The following is an 18,801-nucleotide window of genomic DNA, read 5'->3' on the forward strand; positions in this document are numbered from 1 at the left end:
CCATTTTTGTAAGACCTTCTTGCTGATAAAACGCTCCCTTACCTCACTTATCATGGATGAAAAAACAGACAAACCTGATGGTTCGATTCCAAAAAAAAGTTGCCCTGTATGGACAACTAACTAAACCATGCAAATATTCTTGGCAGAAAAATGATTAATCCAATTATGACACTGGCTATCGCAAACACCAGGACGGCACCGGCCGCGATATCTTTTGCCTGTTTTGCAAGCGGGTGGTAATCTTTCGTGTACAGATCAACCGTTCTTTCGATTGCCGTATTTATCATTTCCATTGAGACCATTCCGCCAATGGATAGGATAATTGCAATCCATTCGTACTTATTAATCGAAAAAATAAACCCTGATAAAATGACGATAACGGAGATAGCCAGGTGGATTTGCACATTTCGTTCCTTTGCTGCCGCTGCCGCAATTCCCTCGAAACCAAATTTGAATGAGGAAGCCAATGGATGCTTCCTCTGTTTATCAGCGTCCAAGCCCATAACCATCCAGAATTTCTTTTTGTCTGTCAAACATCTGTTTTTCATCCTGTTCATTCATATGGTCATAGCCTAATAAATGCAGGAGACCGTGTACAGCAAGGAAACCAAGTTCCCGCATGAAGGAATGGTTATATTCTTCAGCCTGCTCCCTTGCTTTAGGAATGGAAATGATGATATCGCCAAGAACCCTCGGTATGCCATCCCCGACTATTTCAAGCTCCCCTTCGCCCATCTCCTCCAGTGCGAAAGAAATGACGTCTGTTGGACGATCCTTGTCACGATATTCACGGTTTATCTCCTGGATCCTTTCATTCGACACGAAGGTAACGGATAGTTCGCTCCCCTCGTGGACATTTTCTTTCTCTGCCGTATAGTTCAACAGTTTTTCTATTTCATTTATTTCTTCCTGTTTTAGTTCATTTATTTCATCCAAAAAATCGATTTCTATACTCATGCCTGCTTCACCTTCTGCTTATTCATTTCTGGATATTCTATTCTTGAATGGAAGATTCCCTTTAAAGTTTCACAAAGTGTATCAGCGACGGTATCCAACTCTTTCAGCGTAATATCACACTCACTTAGCTGGCCATCCTGAAGTCGATCCCCAATTATATTGTGTACCAAATTTTCAATTTGTTCATGGGTTGGATGTGCCATCGAACGCACAGCAGCTTCAACACTATCCGCAATCCCAATGACCGCAGACTCTTTCGTTTGCGGCTTCGGTCCAGGATAGCGGAAATCTTCCTCTTTAACCTCATGCCCGCTTTGCTTAGCTTTATGATAAAAGAATTTTAGCAACGTAGTTCCATGGTGCTGTTCTGCAATATCAATGATTTCTTTTGGCATCCGATGCTTGCGGAGCATCTCCGCTCCGTCAGTTGCATGGGCGATAATGATATTTTTACTTGTCAACGCCGGCAATTTATCGTGCGGATTATCCATGTTAATCTGATTTTCAATAAAGAATTGCGGACGTTTTGTCTTTCCGATGTCATGGTAATAGCACCCAACCCTGGCAAGAAGCCCGTTAGCCCCTATCGCCTCACATGCCGCTTCTGATAAATTAGCCACCATGACACTATGATGGTAAGTTCCAGGAGCTTCCGTAAGGATCTTCCTTAATAGCGGGTGGTTTGGATTGGATAGCTCGATTAGCCTTAAAGTTGAAAGGATGCCAAACCCTGCTTCAAAAAATGGCAGCAAACCGATCGTCAAGACTGCTGAAACGATCCCTGACACGAACGCTGCGATAAAATAAAAACCGTATTCAAGTCCGGAATATTGGCTGTTCCTTAAAAACAGAATCGAAAGGATAACAATCAGATTTACGACCGACACACTCAGGCCAGCCTGTAAAATCTTAGAACGTCGATTTTGTTTCTGTAAAAATAAAATTGCCGCCAGACCGCTGATTAAAATATAAATCCCTATGGTGACATTCAATGTCCCGGTTATACCTTCATTAAAAATGATTGTTCCGCTAACCGCCAGAATTGCCATTTGAAACAATGCCAATCTTTCATTGATCAAAATCTTAATCAACATCGCTCCCATTGCTGCAGGGAAGATATAGCCGATTTCCGAGTATTCGAATTCGTCAAAAAGACTGACCATCTTCATCAACAATATGGAGGTAATAAAGATGATGCTGAATATCAAAAGGTTCTTCTGCTTTTTATCGGCGTTTTCCATTTCATTGAATATGACAAACAGCGCAAATAGTATTAGCGCCACAAGCATAGCCAGCCCGATAAAAGGTTTAAAGGAATTTTCACTTTCTAACAGTCCGACCAGCTGGAGTTTTTTATAGACGTCCCTACTGATCAACTGACCCTCATCGACCAGAATTTGCCCCTCAAGAATCCTTACAGGTTCAACACTGTCCATAGCCTTTTGGCGCAAGTCTTCAGTAGCTTCTGGGTCATAGAATTCATTCTGAACGACTGCATAACGGCCGATTTCAATGACTGCTTTCTTTAAACTGCTGCTTAAACTTGTATACTTTAATTCTTCCTCTACATTCAGTTTTGCATTCTCTACTTCATCTGCAGGAACACTTCGTTTCATGGTATTGTTGATAGCTGTAACCGTGAGGTCTTTAGCAACCAGCAGCTCTTCCTTCGGAGCTTGAAGTAAAGTAATGAATACTTCGTCAGAAAGACTTTTCGTTTCATTATCAGTCAATTTCGTTTTTAACTGTGCCAGCTTTTCCTCAATTGTAGGCTCTTCAGGGGCGGGTGCATCTTCCACGTCTGCCTCTTCTGCTGTTTTTTTCTTCTGGTCGATCTCTTCCTGCACTTCCGCATTGACTTCTGAAACTGAACCGAATATAGAAGTGACTAAATCAACCCTGTTCTGTGCATATTCACTCTTGACTCTGTATACATCGTTGACTTGCTCGACCGCTTTCCTGCGGTTTGCTTCTGTGCTTTCTTTATCCTCAATAGTAATAGGCGACCGAATGGTTCGCTCTGCCACAGAGAATAACTCCAAATTAAGCTTTTCAGGCTTTACATTACTGTACATCGCAGAATACATCACGACACCAATCAGCAAAAATAATAAAATCCGAAAGATTTTTATATTCAACAAGTTCAAAATGGCAGTTAATTGGACCTGCAGCTTATCCATTTACAACCCTCCTATTTGAAAAGCGCAAGCGCCTTGACCAGCCCCGACAAGCGTTGCCCGCCTATTACGCCACATCGTGTGGCTGGCGGGTCTGGCACATCGTGTGCCTCAGAGTGCCGACCAGTGAAGTCGCTCTTTGACTTCATTGGGCGGACCGAAACGTCTCGAGCTGCTCAAAGCACACGCTTTTCGCAAGATACTCGAGGAAGCATTCTCGGAGATGAAAAACTGGCTAGGCGCTGGAGCTAAACATTGATCTAATTTCAAAAATTTATACTCTTATAAAGTGAAAAGCGCAAGCGCCTTGACATAAATATTTATTAAACTTTGAGAGCCAGTTTGTGAATAACTGGGAAATATACCTAACTTTATGTACCATCATATCAGTTTTTCTCTAAACTTTCACCTCTATTTAAAATTAGTCCCATCTGCTGGGCAAGCCAAGGAAGGAAGCAAAGATTCTAAGCTTCCTTTTATTGCTTTCATACCCCTTCGGAAGCAAAAGTCCGCTCTCGTTTACCAAGAGCGGACTAAGATGTTTATTCATTTTTACCATATGCTTCAATGATCCGGCCGACAAGTGGATGCCGAACAACATCAGCTTGTTCAAGGTGCACAAAGGAGACACCAGAGACATCCTTTAAGACTCTTTCAGCCTCAACCAATCCTGATTTTGCACCCTTTGGCAAATCAATCTGGGACGTGTCTCCAGTAATGATCATTTTAGACCCAAATCCCAGGCGAGTCAGGAACATCTTCATCTGGGCCTGAGTCGTATTCTGCGCCTCGTCCAGGATCACAAAGGCATCATCGAGAGTCCTTCCCCTCATATAGGCAAGAGGTGCAATTTCAATTGTCCCTCTCTCAATCAGGCGCAATGTATGTTCAGTACCAAGGATATCGTGCAGGGCATCATATAATGGGCGGAGATAAGGGTCTACCTTCTCCTTCAAGTCCCCTGGAAGGAAGCCAAGGCTTTCTCCTGCCTCTACTGCTGGTCTGGTTAAGATAATTTTGGACACTGTACCATTCTTAAGTGCCGTGACTGCCATAACGACCGCAAGATACGTCTTACCAGTACCAGCAGGCCCAATGCCAAAAACAAGATCGCGGCTTTTGATGGCATTAACATAGTGTCTTTGGCCAAGAGTCTTGACCCTGATTGATTTACCCTTAACGTTTTTACTGATTTCTTCATCATATAAATCCTTGAAATATTCCAAGGTACCCTTTTCGGCCATTTGGATCGCGTAAACAGCTTCTCTCTGGCTAATGCTGATTCCTTTCCGGATAACGGCAAGCAGATTGTCCAAAACAGCCTGTGCTAACTCAACCTTGTCCTCAGGTCCTGAGATTCCTACTGCCTCTCCCCGGGTCACGATCGAGACACCCAGCTCCTGTTCGATCAGTTTAAGGTTCATATCTGCATTACCAAATAAAGAAACGGCTTCAGTTGGGTTCGCTAGTTGTATTTCCATCGTTTTTAAGTCTTCTGTCATTCTCAGTCTCCTTGATAATTGGTTGTCCTTCTGCTATATCTTCAATGATTGTAAAATGTGTGGTTAGCTTTACTTTATCATTCTCAATTGACTGATGTAAAATTTTTTCCCCTTTAATGATAGCATTTTCAGGAAGGTAGTTTTTTATATCCTTTCTCGCTAATTCTTTTGCACTTTCTATTGCTTCTTTCCTCGAATAGATGCGCGTTACCTGTTCCCGCTCCCTGATGGTCTTTTTTTCAACCTTCACAGGAAGTTCCCATTTGAAAAATCTTATAGGCTGTTCAGTCACTTCGAGTTCATATTCACTGAAATCAGGATTTCCGAATCCCCAGACAGGTAAGGCTTTACCGGCGATCATGAGGGAATATTTCATTTTTTCATTGCCATTGTAGACCTGGAAGGTACTCTTCAAAGGCAACTCCACCTTCGTTGAATACCAAGTCTCACCAAGGATTTCACCTTCAGCCGCCACAACTTTCAGATCATCTTCTTTTCCATACAGACCGGAAACAAGAAGCTGGCCTGGCATAACATAATCATTCACCTCAACAACCGGTTCCCCTTTTTCCACAAAGATTTTGACGATGGCTGCTTTCCTTTTTGCTACCAGGTTCCTCGGCCCAATTACTTCTGCTTTTTCCGGCTCACTCTTTTCAACTGCCTGAAAATGATAGGTCGTCCCTTTCAGCTCCACACCTATCCAGGTCAGGGCTCCTACTTTATCTGTCAGTTCCTTTTGGATACTCTCCACACTATCTATAGAAAATTGCAATTTCCCGACGCCAATCCCCATCCTGTCCAATTCCTTGCGAATCTGGTGTTCGGTCGCCGGGCTCGCCCCTTTTATTTCTATACCCCAAACCATGTTTGAAAGGAGCATCATTAATGCAAAAAATAAAAATGCACCCGCCAAAAATCCACTGTTTGTCCATAATTTCCTTAAAAAGAAAGGGCCACCTACCCTCTCTAAAAACCTGATTTTGCAATTGCTGTCCCTTGCTGGAATTCTCAGCTTTTTTACATCTTGAAGATTAACATAAAAGGTGACGGTCTCGGACCCATGTTTTTTCACGTTCCATATCGAAACACCACTACGTGTCAACTGATTTAAAAATCTTTCAATACCCTTTCCAGTCAATTTCACTTTGACTGTGCCAGAAAAGGTGTGAATCCATTGGTTTTTCATTCGTCTCCCCCTCAATCACTCATTTATATAAATAACCTGATCTATTTTTCCTTCGAGCAAGATTTCTTCAGGCAATATTGTTTTGATCACAAATGCTTTTCCCTTGACAAGAAGCTGCCCCCCTTTAATCATCAATCGCACTTCTCCATCGGAAAAAGCAAGCAGACCTCTGTGATTCTCTATATAAATATGGACATGCCCAATCATCGTGATTCTAGGGAGATCCATCATGACATCTTGAGGAAGATCCATTTTTTGTGTCATCCATTTGCGTACATACTGGCCCCATTTTTTTGCCATAAAAAAAAGAACCCCCTTTCATCTCATATGTATGAGAAAAAAGGAGGTTCTAGCACCATTTTTAACTTTATGGATACGCATTCTTCCAAATCGAGGGCCAATTACCGTGCCTAATATCTTCGGAGCGGGTTGTATGGTCTTTTGGCCCTCGGTTTACCAAGGACTTCAGCCCAAATCAAACCTTCAATTAGGGTGTCCCTGTCTGGCTGGAAAACAACTTCTGTTTCTTTTTGTTCCCTTTTTTGCATTAATCGTCCTGATGATTCACCAGCAGACATTCGCCCTTTACTTGAGCTCTGTTTGTTCATCTGCTCCTCAGACTGAAGCTTTCTTTCCAGATAAACCTTCTGAAGATCATTAATGATTTCAACACCAGTTTCACCCGGGTCGTGCTTCGCTGAACCCCGGCTTCGTTGTGTGTCCCTGCCAGTATCATAACGAGGTACGCGATCTATTTCGATTTCCTGCTGAGGCTCAACCCTGGCCTCCGCTGGCTGCCTCCTGGCAGGAGCAGGACGAGGCTGCCTTGCTGGTCCAGGCTGTTGCTGTTGCATCGGTCCGGGCGGCCTTACCGGACGGCGCTGCGGCTGCTGGCCGTCCGACTTCTTTTTATTGAAAAGACTGGAGATGACCCCGATTAGAATAAACAGGGCTATAGGATTACTGAACAATTCAAATAAAATTTCCATGAGGAGCCCCCCTTTCTTTTAACGGGTTCTCGCATCAGTTATTATTTTTGTCATCTTTTTTATTGTTTGAAAGCTTGCCAATGGACCCTCTCATATCTGTGTCCGCTTCGATATTCTGGATATTCATATAATCCATCACACCAATATTTCCTTCACGCAGCGCTTCCGCCATTGCCAATGGTACAGTTGCTTCGGCCTCGACGACCTTCGCTCTCATTTCCTCGACGCGCGCTTTCATTTCCTGTTCTTGAGCTACGGCCATAGCGCGACGCTCTTCGGCTTTTGCCTGGGCAATTTTCTTGTCCGCTTCCGCCTGCTCTGTCTGAAGCTCGGCACCGATATTCTTGCCGATATCAACGTCCGCAATATCAATCGATAGAATTTCAAAAGCTGTACCTGCATCCAGTCCTTTTGAAAGAACCGTTTGTGAAATCATATCCGGATTCTCTAACACTTTTTTATGATTGCCAGAAGAACCAATTGTCGATACAATCCCTTCACCAACACGGGCAACGATCGTTTCTTCACCAGCACCCCCGACAAGTCTGTCGATGTTTGCTCTTACGGTAATTCTTGCTTTTGCTTTTACTTCGATTCCATCCATGGCCACACCAGCGATGAATGGTGTTTCAATTACCTTTGGATTTACGCTCATTTGTACCGCTTCTAATACATCACGGCCAGCAAGGTCAATCGCTGCCGCTCTTTCGAATGAAAGCTCAATATTCGCACGATGTGCTGCAATCAGGGCATTTACAACCCTGTCTACATTACCTCCAGCTAGATAGTGGCTTTCAAGCTGGTTGGTTGTAACATTCAACCCTGCTTTATGCGCCTTGATCATCGGATTGATGACCCTGCTTGGGATAACCCTTCTTAACCTCATACCAATCAGCGTGAAAATGCTGACCCTAACTCCTGCCGCTAATGCTGAAATCCATAGCATTACCGGTACGAATGTCAGCAAAACACCAAGGAAAATAATCCCAAGTGCAATTGCTACTAAAACAAATGCTGTACTTGCGTCCATATGAACTGCCTCCTAAAAAATATTATTCCATGTTCTTTGAATCTTCTTTATTTTACCAAATAAACTCAAAGACCATTGGTATTTATCTCTACTTGTTACTTCATCGATTCGTCGTGGCAAGAATACCTCAATGAACAATACAATGAAAGAACAAATTAGATCTCTGTAATCTCTCTAACCACAATTCTCGAGCCTTCCGTTTTTACAATTCTAACTTTCTTGTCCTTTGCAATAAATCCACCCTCACTGACTGCATCAATGCGTTCATCCTCAACAACGATTGTTCCTGAAGGTCTGAGGGGAGTCAATGTGATTCCTTCCACGCCAATCAGTTCAAGGCGGTTTTTATTGGATACATAACCCTTTTCAGTGCTTGTTGAATCTGTCAGTATGATTCTTCTGAAAAATTTCATCTTTTTTCCAAACACCCTTATCATTAAAATAGATAATACGATGGACGCAGTCAAGGCGATCAATAACGAAATCCCCATATGCACCACATTATCAGATGCCATAAAAAAGCTTGCAAAGATAGCTAATAAACCGATAGCTCCAGCTATTCCTCCTGGAATGAATAACTCAAGCAATATAAGCCCAACGCCAAGCGCGAACAAGATCAGCGTTTCAAAACCAGCAAGACCAGCAACCATATGTCCGTAGAAGAATAGGAGCAAAGCTGACAAGCCTGCAATTCCTGGCAGACCAAATCCTGGAGAGTACAACTCAAGCACCAACCCTAAGCTTCCAATCGTCATTAAAATCGGGATAACGACTGGATGCGTTATGAATCTCGCTAGCTTTTCAGCGAAAGTTTCATTCACATTCCTGATTTCGGCATTCTCCAAACCGAGTTTTGCCAATAACTCATTAAGGTTTTTTACCGTTCCTTCTGAATAGCCCACTTCAAGTGCCTGATCTGCCGTAAGAGTCAGCAGCTCACCCTTGCCTGCCCCTAGTTCCGGAAGATCAATACTTTCATCAGCCATCGCCTGGGCATAAATCGGATCCCTACCACTCTCAACCGCTGCCGCTTTCATGGCAGCGAACCAGTATGACTCCGCTTTCTTTCCAGCAGTATTGCCCTGCTGGTCTATGATCGCAGCCGACCCCATGGTAGCTCCAGGAACCATATAAATCTCATCTGTATTCAGGGAAATATATGCACCCGCGGATAACGCTTTTTTATTGACAAAGGCAACTGTTTTCAAGTCAGTGCCTGTCAAAAGTTTTCCTATCCCGTCAGCGGCATCAACGACTCCACCGGGTGTATGCACATCAAAAATGATTGCTTCCGCACCAGCCTCTTCCGCCTCCTCCACCGCTCTTCCCAGGAAGGCAAGCAAGCCCTTTTCGACTGTTTCTGCAATCGGTACCACGTAGACAACTTTTTCATCCGCAGCTGCAGTGAACGGATTGATCAGACTGGCCAGTGACAAGAGGATGATGATGCTCGCAATCACTGATTTGATTTTCAATTCGGCACCTCCATTCTATAAAATAAGGCCATAATGGTAATACGCATTCGTACACCAAAAAGTTTCATTGATTTCTTACAGATTTCAAAAAGAATTCTTCTGAAAGTGTAAAAAGTTATGTATTTAATTTCAATGAAACACAAAGTACTATGTGAAGACACTTTTTATTATACGCTAAAAAGGCCGCAAGAATATCCCGCGGCCTTCGAGCTTTTTATGAAAGGTGTTGTTGTACAAGTTTATTAACGAGAGATCCGTCTGCTTTACCTTTTACTTTAGGCATAAGGACAGCCATTACTCTACCCATATCGGCTTTAGATGCCGCACCGGTCTCCGCGATAGCTTCTTTGACAATTGCCGTCACTTCTTCTTCGCTAAGCTGCTGTGGCATGTAAACTTCGACATGCTTTAATTCTGTTTGTATCTTTTCAACGAGGTCTTGTCGACCTGCTTTTTCAAATTCCTGGAGGGAATCTTTGCGTTGCTTCACTTCACGAGAAAGTACAGTTAACTCTTCTTCTTCGGATAATTCCTGCTTGCCGAACTTGATTGCTTCGTTCTGCAGGGATGCTTTGACCATCCGAATCGTCGTGAGTCTGTCCTTTTCTTTGTTCTTCATCGCTTGTTTCATATCATTATTTAAACGCTCGAGTAGGCTCAAGTAGATTCCACCCTCTCTTAGAACTTGCGTTTTCTAGCAGCTTCAGACTTTTTCTTACGCTTTACACTAGGTTTTTCGTAGAATTCGCGCTTTCTAGCTTCTTGGATAGTACCTGATTTAGATACAGTACGTTTGAAGCGTCGAAGAGCATCTTCAAGCGATTCGTTTTTACGAACGACAGTTTTAGACATTCTCTTTCCCTCCCTCCGAGCACAACACACTAACACCAAAACACATGGAAACCATGTACCTTGCAATTATAATATAACACTGGCATGAGGTCAACTGTAATTAGCCCTTGTTTTTACATTATGTACTTTTGCAGGTTAACATACAGGCAACAAATTTTGTTAGCATGTCCTGCCCTCCTTTTCATACATTTAAATGGGAGGGGGAGTCGAATGGTCTATCTATTATTTTTCCTATTATTTCTCGCTGTTTTCATCGGCGGCATGACATTGCTTCGAAAAGGCTTGTTCGAGCTTTCCGCCAGCAGGATGAAGAACTGGCTGGCCGTCATGACAGATACACCAATAAAAGGGTTGATTGCCGGAACGGTAGTGACCGCACTCTTACACAGCAGTTCCGCTGTCATGGTCATCACGATTGGATTGATTTCAGCAGGCCTGCTGAAATTCTCGCAATCAATCGGAATCATTCTTGGATCAAATATAGGGACAACCTTCACTCTTGAGATCATTACTTTCAACATAGACGCTTTTATCGTTCCGTTTGCTGTTATTGGTGCAATTTTAATGGTATCAAGAAACAGAACATGGCAAAACATCGGTGCGATTTCTTTTGGGATGGCTGCTGTTTTTTCTGCAATGCGCGGCTTCACCTTCCTCGCCGACCCTGTGACCAGCCTGCCAATTGTGGAGCTAGCACTTACCAACCTGAACAACAGCCATTTAATCAGCATTTTTACAGGCACAGTTGTGACCGCTATGATCCAATCTAGTACAGCGATGACTGGAATCATCATGGGATTTCTATCGGAAGGAACATTAAGCATGGATTCAGCAATTGCTGCGATGCTTGGTGCCAATATAGGAACTTGCATTACCGCCATGCTAGCATCCATTGGTGCAGGCAAAGAAGCCAGGCTCACAGCGTTTGCTCACGTATGGCTGAATATCGCAGGCGCGGCAGTCTTCTACCCTTTCATCGAGCAAATAGCTGCATTGGCTCCGATGACAGCCGCAAGACCAGAAGTCCAGCTTGCGCATGTCAGTGTTGTTTACAACGTAATCGCTTCGATACTCGTTCTTCCAGTTGCCGAGAAATTCGGAAAAATGATTGAACTCATTCATGGGAAAGGGGAACGTATTTAGTGGTTGAAAATCTCATTTGGACGAAAAAAACCGGAAATGTGGTCGAATTAATTTGAAATGTGGTCGAATTATCTTGAGTTGTGGTCGAATTAATTTGAAATGTGGTTGAATTATCTTGAAATGTGGTTGAATTACATTAATATCCACCGGTCTATAATCTATAGATAGTCCAAATTTACGAATTTGTGGTTAATAAACTAGTCTGGTTACTAAATATCAAAAAAGGAGCTGGCATTTTCGCCAGCTCCTTTCACATTCAACTACATAACAGCTTGTTCAGCTACAATTTCATCCTCAAGTACTCGGACAAATTGCCCTTCATTGTAAGGATAGCCTGATTTTACAATCTTGACCTTCACAATTTTACCGATCATTTCTTCAGTAGCAGGGAAAACAACTTTTAAATAGTTGTCTGTATAACCTACGTAAAGTCCGCTATCTGGCTCTTCCTTGTAGACTTCTTCAGGAATCACTTCAAGCACTTCATTTTCAAACTGGGAAGCATATTCCTTTGCAAGCTGGTTGGAAAGCTCAATCAATCTGTGAACGCGTTCGTTCTTCACGTCTTCGTCCACCTGGTCTTCCATTCTAGCAGCAGGAGTGCCTGTCCGTTTTGAATATGGGAAGACATGCAGCTCTGAGAATTGGTGCTTCTTGATGAAATTATAAGTTTCCATGAACTCATCTTCCGTTTCACCCGGGAAACCAACGATAATATCAGAAGTAACCGCGAGACCCGGCAATACTTCCTTAAGCCGATCAAGACGCTCACCGAAAAACTCCATCGTGTATTTGCGGCGCATGCGCTTCAACACTGTGTCAGAACCAGATTGAAGCGGGATGTGCAAGTGGCGGACGATAATATTGGATTGATCAATTACCTCGATTACTTCGTCCGTAATCTGGCTGGCTTCAATAGAAGAAATGCGCAGACGCTTTATGCCCTTAACTTGTGCCTCTAGATCTCTAAGCAGTGAAGCAAGGTTATAGTCTTTCATATCTTCACCGTAGCCGCCTGTATGGATGCCTGTAAGAACGATTTCCTTATACCCTGCATCGACAAGCTGCTGAGCCTGGCGAATGACTTCCTGTGGGTCACGGGATCGCATCAAACCGCGTGCCCAAGGGATGATACAGAAAGTACAAAAGTTATTGCAGCCTTCCTGTATTTTCAATGAAGCCCTTGTACGGTCTGTAAATGCAGGTACATCTAGCTCTTCATATACACGGTTCTTCATGATGTTGCCAACGGCATTGATTGGCTGGCGCTCTTGCTTGTACTGTTCGATATACTGTAGCATTTTTACGCGGTCCTGTGTTCCGACAACGATATCAACGCCAGGAATCGCCATGATTTCTGCTGGTGACGTTTGTGCGTAGCAGCCGGTAACACAAATAACAGCGTCCGGATTCTTACGGACAGCCCGGCGGATGACCTGGCGGCTCTTCTTGTCCCCTGTATTCGTTACCGTACATGTGTTGATGACATAAACATCTGAAGTAGACTCAAACTCTACTCTCTCGTATCCTTGTTCCTTAAATAACTGCCAAATGGCTTCTGTTTCGTAATGGTTAACCTTGCAACCTAATGTATGAAAAGCAACTGTAGGCATTTTCTTCACCCCAATAATTCAAAATGATAGGAAACAGCAGACAAGGCATATAGCGGTGCTGTTTCTGTACGCAAGATGCGCGGCCCAAGACCACAGGCTGAAAATCCATTTTTATTTAAAAGGTCAACTTCCTCCGAGGTAAGTCCTCCCTCGGGACCAAATACAATCAGGAGGCTGTCGCCTTTCCCCAATTTACCGAGAGTAGAAGAAAGGACGGAAGCTTCACCTTCCCTCGCTTCTTCCTCATAAGCAATTAGCTTATAAGTATACTCATCACTTGCTTTGATCAGTTCTTTAAGACTGACCGGTTCTTTCACTTCTGGCACATAGCTGCGATGGGACTGCTCGGCAGCTTCCTTGGCTATCTTCTGCCAGCGTTCAACCTTTTTGGCAGCTTTTTTGCCGTCCCATTTAACGATTGAGCGGGATGCGGTAAAAGGGACAAATTCATAGGCACCGAGTTCAGTACCCTTCTGAATAATCAATTCGAGCTTATCCCCTTTGGGCAGACCGCTCGCTATCACGACATGGACCGGAAGCTCCGTAGTCCCTTCCTCCCATTTTACAACGTTTGCCACAACGATTTCATCGGTAATTTCTTCAATCTGGCAAACGGCACTTTTGCCCGCAGGGATGACACAGATGATTTCGTCCCCAGCCTTCATCCTCATTACACGTACAATGTGATGATAATCATCGCCGCTAATATTGAATTGTTCCATATTTCCTTGTTCATCAATAAAATAACGCTGCACCACAGCACCCGCTTTCGAATGAAGCTGTTTTTTAATAAGGCTGATTTCGTAAAGATTGTTGTTAAAATCCTAAAGCCGATTTTAACGTGATAAAAAGCCATTTTTGTAGTTCGGTATTAAGTGTGCAAGCTCTTTTCTCATAATAAGCTTTAATTTTTCGTGAAAAAACATAGGTCATTCAATCCTATTTTGTTGTCAATGGCAACAAAGTTTGAGAAAAGAGCTTTTAAAAAAGACAGAAAAAAGGGGTTAAGCTTTTCCCCTTTTTTCCACATTATATCTTTTTACTGATGATCGCAACCCAGTCTTCCATAGAAATCATCTCTTCTATTTCAAAACCTGCATTGATCATCGCATCTTTGACGACTTCTTTCTTCTGCTGGATAATCCCAGATGAAATGAAATATCCGCCATTTTTCACGACCTTGCCTGCATCATCAGCAAAACGCAAGATCACTTCTGCCAGGATATTCGCAACGACAATATCCGCTCCTTCTGTTACACCATCAAGAAGATTGTTTTGTGAAATGGTTGCGACATCATGTACTTTGTTCAGCTTGAGGTTGAGTTTTGCAACCTGCACTGCTACATCATCCAGATCCATCGCTTCTACTTTTCCTGCCCCCAGCTTAGCCGCTGCAATACTGAGTACACCTGAACCTGTTCCAACATCCACGACGCGGTCGCCAGGCTGGACTGTTCTTTCCAGCGCCTGGATACACATGACCGTTGTTGGATGAGTTCCCGTACCGAATGCCATACCAGGGTCAAGCTCAATGATCAATTCATCCGTGTTGACTGGAGTGTAATCCTCCCAGGTTGGCACGATCGTGAATTTCTCAGAAATTTTCACAGGATTATAGTATTTCTTCCAGGCAGTTGCCCACTCTTCCTCATTCACTTCACTGATTGACACTTTATTCAACCCGATATCAATATTGTAGATAATCAGGTTATTGATCGCTTCTTTTATTTCATCTACTGTCTCACCAAGGAAACTATTTACCGGCAGATAAGCTTTTACAATGACTCCTTCTTCCGGATAATCGTCTGGATTAAGCTGGTATATTTCTCCGAATTGGTCCTCTCTCTCCTTTTCAAGCTCCAGCGGATCTTCGATAACAACTCCGCTCGCGCCTGCTTCATGCAGGATATTGGAAATCGGCTCAACCGCTTCATTTGTAGTTAAAATGCTGATTTCAGACCATTTCATTTATACCAACTCCATTCGATTAATCACCTTTAAAGGCACGTTTTACTTTTGAAAAAAAGCTTTCCTCCTGCTCTCCAATAGGAGACTGTCCGCTTACTTCGGCAAACTCGCGCAATAGCTGCTTTTGCTTTTCAGACAGCTTTGTCGGAGTAACGATTCGAACCAGAACATGCTGGTCTCCAGTACCATATCCGCGGACATTCGGAACACCTTTGCCCTTCAGGCGGAATTTTGTACCTGTCTGCGTCCCAGCAGGAACTTTTAATTTTACTTTACCATGCAGTGTAGGGACTTCAACTTCATCACCAATCGCTGCCTGAACAAATGTGATTGGCATTTCACAATAAATATCATCGCCGTCACGCTCAAAGAATTCATGCGACCTTATATGGAAGACAATATAAAGGTCACCTGCAGGTCCGCCATTGATACCGGCTTCCCCTTTTCCTGCTACTCTCAGCTGCTGGCCATCATCGACACCAGCCGGGATTTTAACATGAATCTTATTCCTTCTGGTAACCTTCCCAGTTCCTGAGCATGTTGTACATTTTTCTTTGATCTCTTTACCAGTTCCATTACAGTAATGACACACACGACGGTTCACAATACGTCCAAAAGGTGTGTTTTGTTCAACACTGATTTGACCGCTGCCATGACAATGTTTACATGTATTGACTTTTGTCCCAGGTTTTGCACCAGTTCCGTCACAAGTGTCGCATTCTTCTTCACGAGGGATCTCGATATCTGTTTCCTTGCCGAATACCGCTTCCTCGAACTTCAATGTCATGGTGTACTGAAGGTCGGCACCCTGTCTTGGTGCGTTTGGATCACGGCGTCTGCCGCCCCCGCCGCCGAAGAAGGAATTGAAAATATCTTCAAAACCGCCAAAACCGCCGCCGAAATCGCCGCCGCCGCCAAATCCCTGGTTAGGATCGACATGGCCGAACTGGTCGTAATGAGAGCGCTTTTGATCGTCGCTCAATACCTCATATGCTTCTTTTACTTCTTTGAACTTTTCATCTGCTCCCGGCTCTTTGTTGATGTCCGGATGGAATTGTTTAGAAAGCTTGCGGTAAGCCTTCTTTAATTCATCCTTCGTAGCCGAATTACTGACTCCGAGGACTTCATAGTAATCCCGTTTACTCATGATTACCACTCCCGAATCTTTTCACATAAAGATAATTCTAACATTCCCGTACATTCATACGCAATATTTAAAATATCTGGATATGCGTTATTTTGTCTCTCTTTTTTAATTCATTTGTAAAAATAACTAGTTCTTTTATTGGTTTGAAAAAAACCTTTAAAACTACCCCACTGAAAAGCCAGGCTTTTGATGTCCGTGCAGGCCATACAAACAAAAAGCCAAAGCCAAGTATGACCTGACTTTGACTTTTTGGTGTTATGAGTGTTTATTTATCATCTTTTACTTCTTCGAATTCTGCGTCAACGACATTGTCGTCTTTTGCAGTTCCTTCTTGTCCCTCTGCGCCTTGCTGTGCCTGTTGTTGCTTGGCAGCTTCTTCGTAAAGCTTGACGCTCAGGTTTGTAACGATTTCTTGAAGAGCATCCTTCTTAGTGCGGATTTCTTCAATTTCGCCTTTTTCGATTGCAGACTTCAGCTCATCTTTAGCTTCGTTTGCTTTCTTGATTTCTTCTTCATCTACCTTGCCTTCAAGGTCCTTCAAAGTCTTTTCAGCAGTGAATACTAACTGATCAGCTTCGTTGCGAAGTTCAACTTCTTCTTTGAGTTTTTTGTCGGCTTCAGCGTTCTCTTCCGCTTCTCTTACCATGCGGTCAATTTCATCATCAGACAGGCCTGTAGATGACTTGATTGTGATTTGCTGTTCTTTGTTTGTGCCAAGGTCCTTCGCACGTACGTTTACGATACCGTTTTTATCGATATCGAATGTTACTTCAACCTGAGGGACTCCACGTGGAGCTGGTGGAATATCAGTCAATTGGAAACGTCCCAACGTCTTATTGGCAGATGCCATTGAACGTTCACCTTGAAGCACGTGAATATCAACAGCAGTCTGGTTGTCAGCAGCTGTTGAGAAAACCTGTGACTTTGAAGTAGGGATTGTTGTATTGCGATCGATCAGCTTTGTGAATACGCCGCCCATTGTTTCAATACCAAGTGAAAGCGGAGTAACGTCAAGAAGAACGACATCCTTTACATCACCAGAGATAACGCCGCCCTGGATCGCTGCGCCCATTGCAACAACTTCATCAGGGTTAACACCTTTGTGAGGATCTTTACCCGTTTCCTTTTTGATTGCTTCTTGTACAGCTGGGATACGTGTAGATCCGCCGACAAGGATTACTTTATCCAGTTCTGATGGGCTTAAGCCTGCATCTTTAAGCGCCTGGCGAGTTGGACCCATTGTACGTTCTACCAAACCTGCAGAAAGCTCTTCAAATTTAGCGCGAGTCAGGTTCACTTCAAGGTGAAGTGGTCCAGCTTCTCCAGCAGTGATGAATGGAAGGGAAATCTGTGTAGAAGTTACACCAGAAAGATCCTTCTTTGCTTTTTCAGCAGCATCTTTTAGACGCTGAAGAGCCATCTTATCTTTTGAAAGGTCAATGCCATTTTCTTTCTTGAATTGTTCTACCAAGTAGTCAATGATGACCTGGTCGAAGTCGTCACCGCCAAGACGGTTGTCACCTGCAGTTGATTTAACTTCGAATACGCCATCGCCAAGTTCAAGGATGGAAACGTCGAAAGTACCGCCGCCAAGGTCATAAACAAGGATTGTCTGGTCTTCATCCATTTTATCAAGGCCGTAAGCAAGTGCTGCAGCTGTTGGCTCGTTGATGATACGCTCAACTTCAAGACCTGCGATTCTTCCAGCATCCTTAGTTGCCTGACGTTCTGCATCGTTGAAGTAAGCAGGAACAGTTATAACCGCTTTTGTTACAGGCTCACCCAGATAGTCTTCAGCATAAGACTTCAAGTATTGAAGAATAACTGCTGATAATTCCTGCGGTGAATATTCTTTGCCTTCCGCTTCAACTTTATGGTCTGTACCCATGTGACGCTTAATAGAGATGATTGTGTTAGGGTTAGTGATTGCCTGGCGTTTTGCCACTTCACCTACCTGGCGCTCGCCATTTTTGAACGCGATAACAGAAGGAGTCGTTCTGTTTCCTTCTGGATTTGGGATTACCTTTGGTTCGCCGCCTTCTAGTACGGCAACACAAGAGTTAGTTGTTCCTAAGTCAATACCGATGATTTTACTCATTTTCAAATACCTCCTGGTTCATTTATGTAGGCTCTTTACAGTTATTGATTCACTTTCACCATTGCCGGACGAATGATGCGATCCTTTAGCATATAGCCTTTTTGGAACTCTTCAACAACAATGTTAGGACCGAAATTTTCATCCTCAGCCTGCATAACAGCCTGGTGAAGATGCGGATCAAATTCCTTGCCAACAGCTTCTATTACTTCAACGCCTTCATTTTTAAGGGCATCAAGCAAGCTGCGGTACACCATTTCCACTCCCTGTTTAAGGGATTTAGCCTGTTCATTATCCACATCCATCTTCAAAGCACGCTCGAAGTTGTCGATTGCTGGAAGCAGATCGGAAATAATGTTTTGGGCTCTATATTTAGCGCTCGCTTCAAGTTCAATTCTTGAACGGCGGCGGAAGTTGTCAAAATCAGCCTGAAGGCGCAAGTAACGGTTGTCGGCTTCCTCAAGCTTCCCTTCTAGTTCAGCCACTTTTTGCTCCATTGGATCTTGAGCTGGCATCTCTTCAGTATTTTCAGAAGCTTCATGTTCAGCAAAAACTTCCTCAACCGTTTCTTCTTCCGTCTGGCTGTTCAATTCTTGCTCAGTATTTCTCTCTTCTGTCACGTTAACTCACCTCCCTCAAAGTAACGCGGCAAATAATGCCACAC

18 protein-coding genes are annotated in these 18,801 nt (G+C 43.5%); 1 reads left to right on the plus strand and 17 read right to left on the minus strand.

The window, feature by feature from the left end; all coding sequences use genetic code 11:
• Positions 1 to 116: 116 nt before the first annotated feature.
• The 11 genes from AC0VX7_RS17020 to rpsU all read right to left on the minus strand — a co-directional run bounded on the left by AC0VX7_RS17020 (position 117) and on the right by rpsU (position 10,171).
• Entirely contained in the window at positions 117 to 503 is a 387-nt protein-coding gene (locus AC0VX7_RS17020) for a diacylglycerol kinase family protein (protein WP_475428188.1), read from the minus strand.
• On the minus strand, positions 487 to 957 hold the full coding sequence (gene ybeY / locus AC0VX7_RS17025) for an rRNA maturation RNase YbeY (RefSeq protein WP_475425150.1): 471 nt from the start codon (positions 955 to 957) through the stop codon (positions 487 to 489). The genes AC0VX7_RS17020 and ybeY overlap by 17 nt, the downstream gene beginning before the upstream one ends.
• Positions 954 to 3,137, minus strand: coding sequence for an HD family phosphohydrolase (locus tag AC0VX7_RS17030; RefSeq protein WP_475425151.1), 2,184 nt, complete (start codon positions 3,135 to 3,137; stop codon positions 954 to 956). The genes ybeY and AC0VX7_RS17030 overlap by 4 nt, the downstream gene beginning before the upstream one ends.
• A gap of 539 nt (positions 3,138 to 3,676) precedes the next feature.
• A complete protein-coding gene (locus AC0VX7_RS17035) occupies positions 3,677 to 4,636 on the minus strand; it encodes a PhoH family protein (RefSeq protein ID WP_475425152.1) in 960 nt (319 codons plus the stop codon).
• The gene (yqfD, locus tag AC0VX7_RS17040; RefSeq protein WP_475425153.1) at positions 4,587 to 5,825 is read right to left on the minus strand and encodes a sporulation protein YqfD; all 1,239 of its coding nucleotides are present in this window, start codon (positions 5,823 to 5,825) and stop codon (positions 4,587 to 4,589) included. The genes AC0VX7_RS17035 and yqfD overlap by 50 nt, the downstream gene beginning before the upstream one ends.
• A gap of 15 nt (positions 5,826 to 5,840) precedes the next feature.
• Positions 5,841 to 6,125, minus strand: a complete 285-nt coding sequence (yqfC, locus tag AC0VX7_RS17045; protein ID WP_041966896.1) for a sporulation protein YqfC — start codon at positions 6,123 to 6,125, stop codon at positions 5,841 to 5,843.
• A gap of 110 nt (positions 6,126 to 6,235) precedes the next feature.
• A complete protein-coding gene (locus AC0VX7_RS17050; protein WP_475425154.1) occupies positions 6,236 to 6,814 on the minus strand; it encodes a hypothetical protein in 579 nt (192 codons plus the stop codon).
• Positions 6,815 to 6,848: 34 nt separating this feature from the next.
• Positions 6,849 to 7,844: a flotillin-like protein FloA gene (gene floA, locus AC0VX7_RS17055; protein WP_023627260.1), complete on the minus strand. Its 996-nt coding sequence runs from the start codon at positions 7,842 to 7,844 to the stop codon at positions 6,849 to 6,851.
• Between the two features lie 155 nt (positions 7,845 to 7,999).
• Positions 8,000 to 9,292, minus strand: coding sequence for an NfeD family protein (locus AC0VX7_RS17060; RefSeq protein WP_475428189.1), 1,293 nt, complete (start codon positions 9,290 to 9,292; stop codon positions 8,000 to 8,002).
• A gap of 241 nt (positions 9,293 to 9,533) precedes the next feature.
• Positions 9,534 to 9,980, minus strand: a complete 447-nt coding sequence (locus tag AC0VX7_RS17065) for a GatB/YqeY domain-containing protein (RefSeq protein WP_215036350.1) — start codon at positions 9,978 to 9,980, stop codon at positions 9,534 to 9,536.
• A 17-nt stretch (positions 9,981 to 9,997) separates the two neighbouring features.
• On the minus strand, positions 9,998 to 10,171 hold the full coding sequence (rpsU, locus tag AC0VX7_RS17070; RefSeq protein WP_015595024.1) for a 30S ribosomal protein S21: 174 nt from the start codon (positions 10,169 to 10,171) through the stop codon (positions 9,998 to 10,000).
• Between the two features lie 210 nt (positions 10,172 to 10,381).
• On the opposite strand from rpsU, the gene AC0VX7_RS17075 reads away from it, so the two are divergent.
• Positions 10,382 to 11,314, plus strand: a complete 933-nt coding sequence (locus tag AC0VX7_RS17075) for a Na/Pi symporter (protein WP_475425155.1) — start codon at positions 10,382 to 10,384, stop codon at positions 11,312 to 11,314.
• A gap of 260 nt (positions 11,315 to 11,574) precedes the next feature.
• On the opposite strand, the gene mtaB is transcribed toward AC0VX7_RS17075, so the two are convergent.
• From mtaB to grpE, 6 genes are all read right to left on the minus strand, one after another.
• Positions 11,575 to 12,927 carry a tRNA (N(6)-L-threonylcarbamoyladenosine(37)-C(2))-methylthiotransferase MtaB gene (mtaB, locus tag AC0VX7_RS17080; protein WP_475425156.1) on the minus strand — a complete coding sequence of 451 codons (1,353 nt, stop codon included), beginning with the start codon at positions 12,925 to 12,927 and terminating at the stop codon, positions 11,575 to 11,577.
• A 5-nt stretch (positions 12,928 to 12,932) separates the two neighbouring features.
• Complete coding sequence (locus AC0VX7_RS17085) at positions 12,933 to 13,682, minus strand: 16S rRNA (uracil(1498)-N(3))-methyltransferase (RefSeq protein WP_475425157.1); 750 nt, start codon at positions 13,680 to 13,682, stop codon at positions 12,933 to 12,935.
• Between the two features lie 274 nt (positions 13,683 to 13,956).
• Positions 13,957 to 14,895 (minus strand): 50S ribosomal protein L11 methyltransferase, encoded by a 939-nt coding sequence (gene prmA, locus AC0VX7_RS17090; protein ID WP_475425158.1) that lies wholly within the window; start codon positions 14,893 to 14,895, stop codon positions 13,957 to 13,959.
• Between the two features lie 19 nt (positions 14,896 to 14,914).
• Positions 14,915 to 16,042, minus strand: a complete 1,128-nt coding sequence (gene dnaJ, locus AC0VX7_RS17095; protein WP_475425159.1) for a molecular chaperone DnaJ — start codon at positions 16,040 to 16,042, stop codon at positions 14,915 to 14,917.
• A 265-nt stretch (positions 16,043 to 16,307) separates the two neighbouring features.
• A complete protein-coding gene (dnaK, locus tag AC0VX7_RS17100) occupies positions 16,308 to 18,140 on the minus strand; it encodes a molecular chaperone DnaK (protein WP_475425160.1) in 1,833 nt (610 codons plus the stop codon).
• Positions 18,141 to 18,181: 41 nt separating this feature from the next.
• Entirely contained in the window at positions 18,182 to 18,757 is a 576-nt protein-coding gene (gene grpE / locus AC0VX7_RS17105; protein WP_475425161.1) for a nucleotide exchange factor GrpE, read from the minus strand.
• Positions 18,758 to 18,801 lie beyond the last annotated feature (44 nt).

The organism is Mesobacillus sp. QJM3NY_10 (assembly GCF_056173465.1).

Bases quoted from the DNA above. Each gene is read 5' to 3' on its own strand.
- yqfD (WP_475425153.1), bottom strand. From the start codon at position 5,825: ATGAAAAACCAATGGATTCACACCTTTTCTGGCACAGTCAAAGTGAAA.
- AC0VX7_RS17050 (WP_475425154.1), bottom strand. From the start codon at position 6,814: ATGGAAATTTTATTTGAATTGTTCAGTAATCCTATAGCCCTGTTTATT.
- AC0VX7_RS17035 (WP_475425152.1), bottom strand. From the start codon at position 4,636: ATGACAGAAGACTTAAAAACGATGGAAATACAACTAGCGAACCCAACT.
- dnaK (WP_475425160.1), bottom strand. From the start codon at position 18,140: ATGAGTAAAATCATCGGTATTGACTTAGGAACAACTAACTCTTGTGTT.
- yqfC (WP_041966896.1), bottom strand. From the start codon at position 6,125: ATGGCAAAAAAATGGGGCCAGTATGTACGCAAATGGATGACACAAAAA.
- AC0VX7_RS17020 (WP_475428188.1), bottom strand. From the start codon at position 503: ATGGGCTTGGACGCTGATAAACAGAGGAAGCATCCATTGGCTTCCTCA.
- ybeY (WP_475425150.1), bottom strand. From the start codon at position 957: ATGAGTATAGAAATCGATTTTTTGGATGAAATAAATGAACTAAAACAG.
- dnaJ (WP_475425159.1), bottom strand. From the start codon at position 16,042: ATGAGTAAACGGGATTACTATGAAGTCCTCGGAGTCAGTAATTCGGCT.
- rpsU (WP_015595024.1), bottom strand. From the start codon at position 10,171: ATGTCTAAAACTGTCGTTCGTAAAAACGAATCGCTTGAAGATGCTCTT.
- AC0VX7_RS17030 (WP_475425151.1), bottom strand. From the start codon at position 3,137: ATGGATAAGCTGCAGGTCCAATTAACTGCCATTTTGAACTTGTTGAAT.
- mtaB (WP_475425156.1), bottom strand. From the start codon at position 12,927: ATGCCTACAGTTGCTTTTCATACATTAGGTTGCAAGGTTAACCATTAC.
- AC0VX7_RS17075 (WP_475425155.1), top strand. From the start codon at position 10,382: ATGGTCTATCTATTATTTTTCCTATTATTTCTCGCTGTTTTCATCGGC.
- prmA (WP_475425158.1), bottom strand. From the start codon at position 14,895: ATGAAATGGTCTGAAATCAGCATTTTAACTACAAATGAAGCGGTTGAG.
- floA (WP_023627260.1), bottom strand. From the start codon at position 7,844: ATGGACGCAAGTACAGCATTTGTTTTAGTAGCAATTGCACTTGGGATT.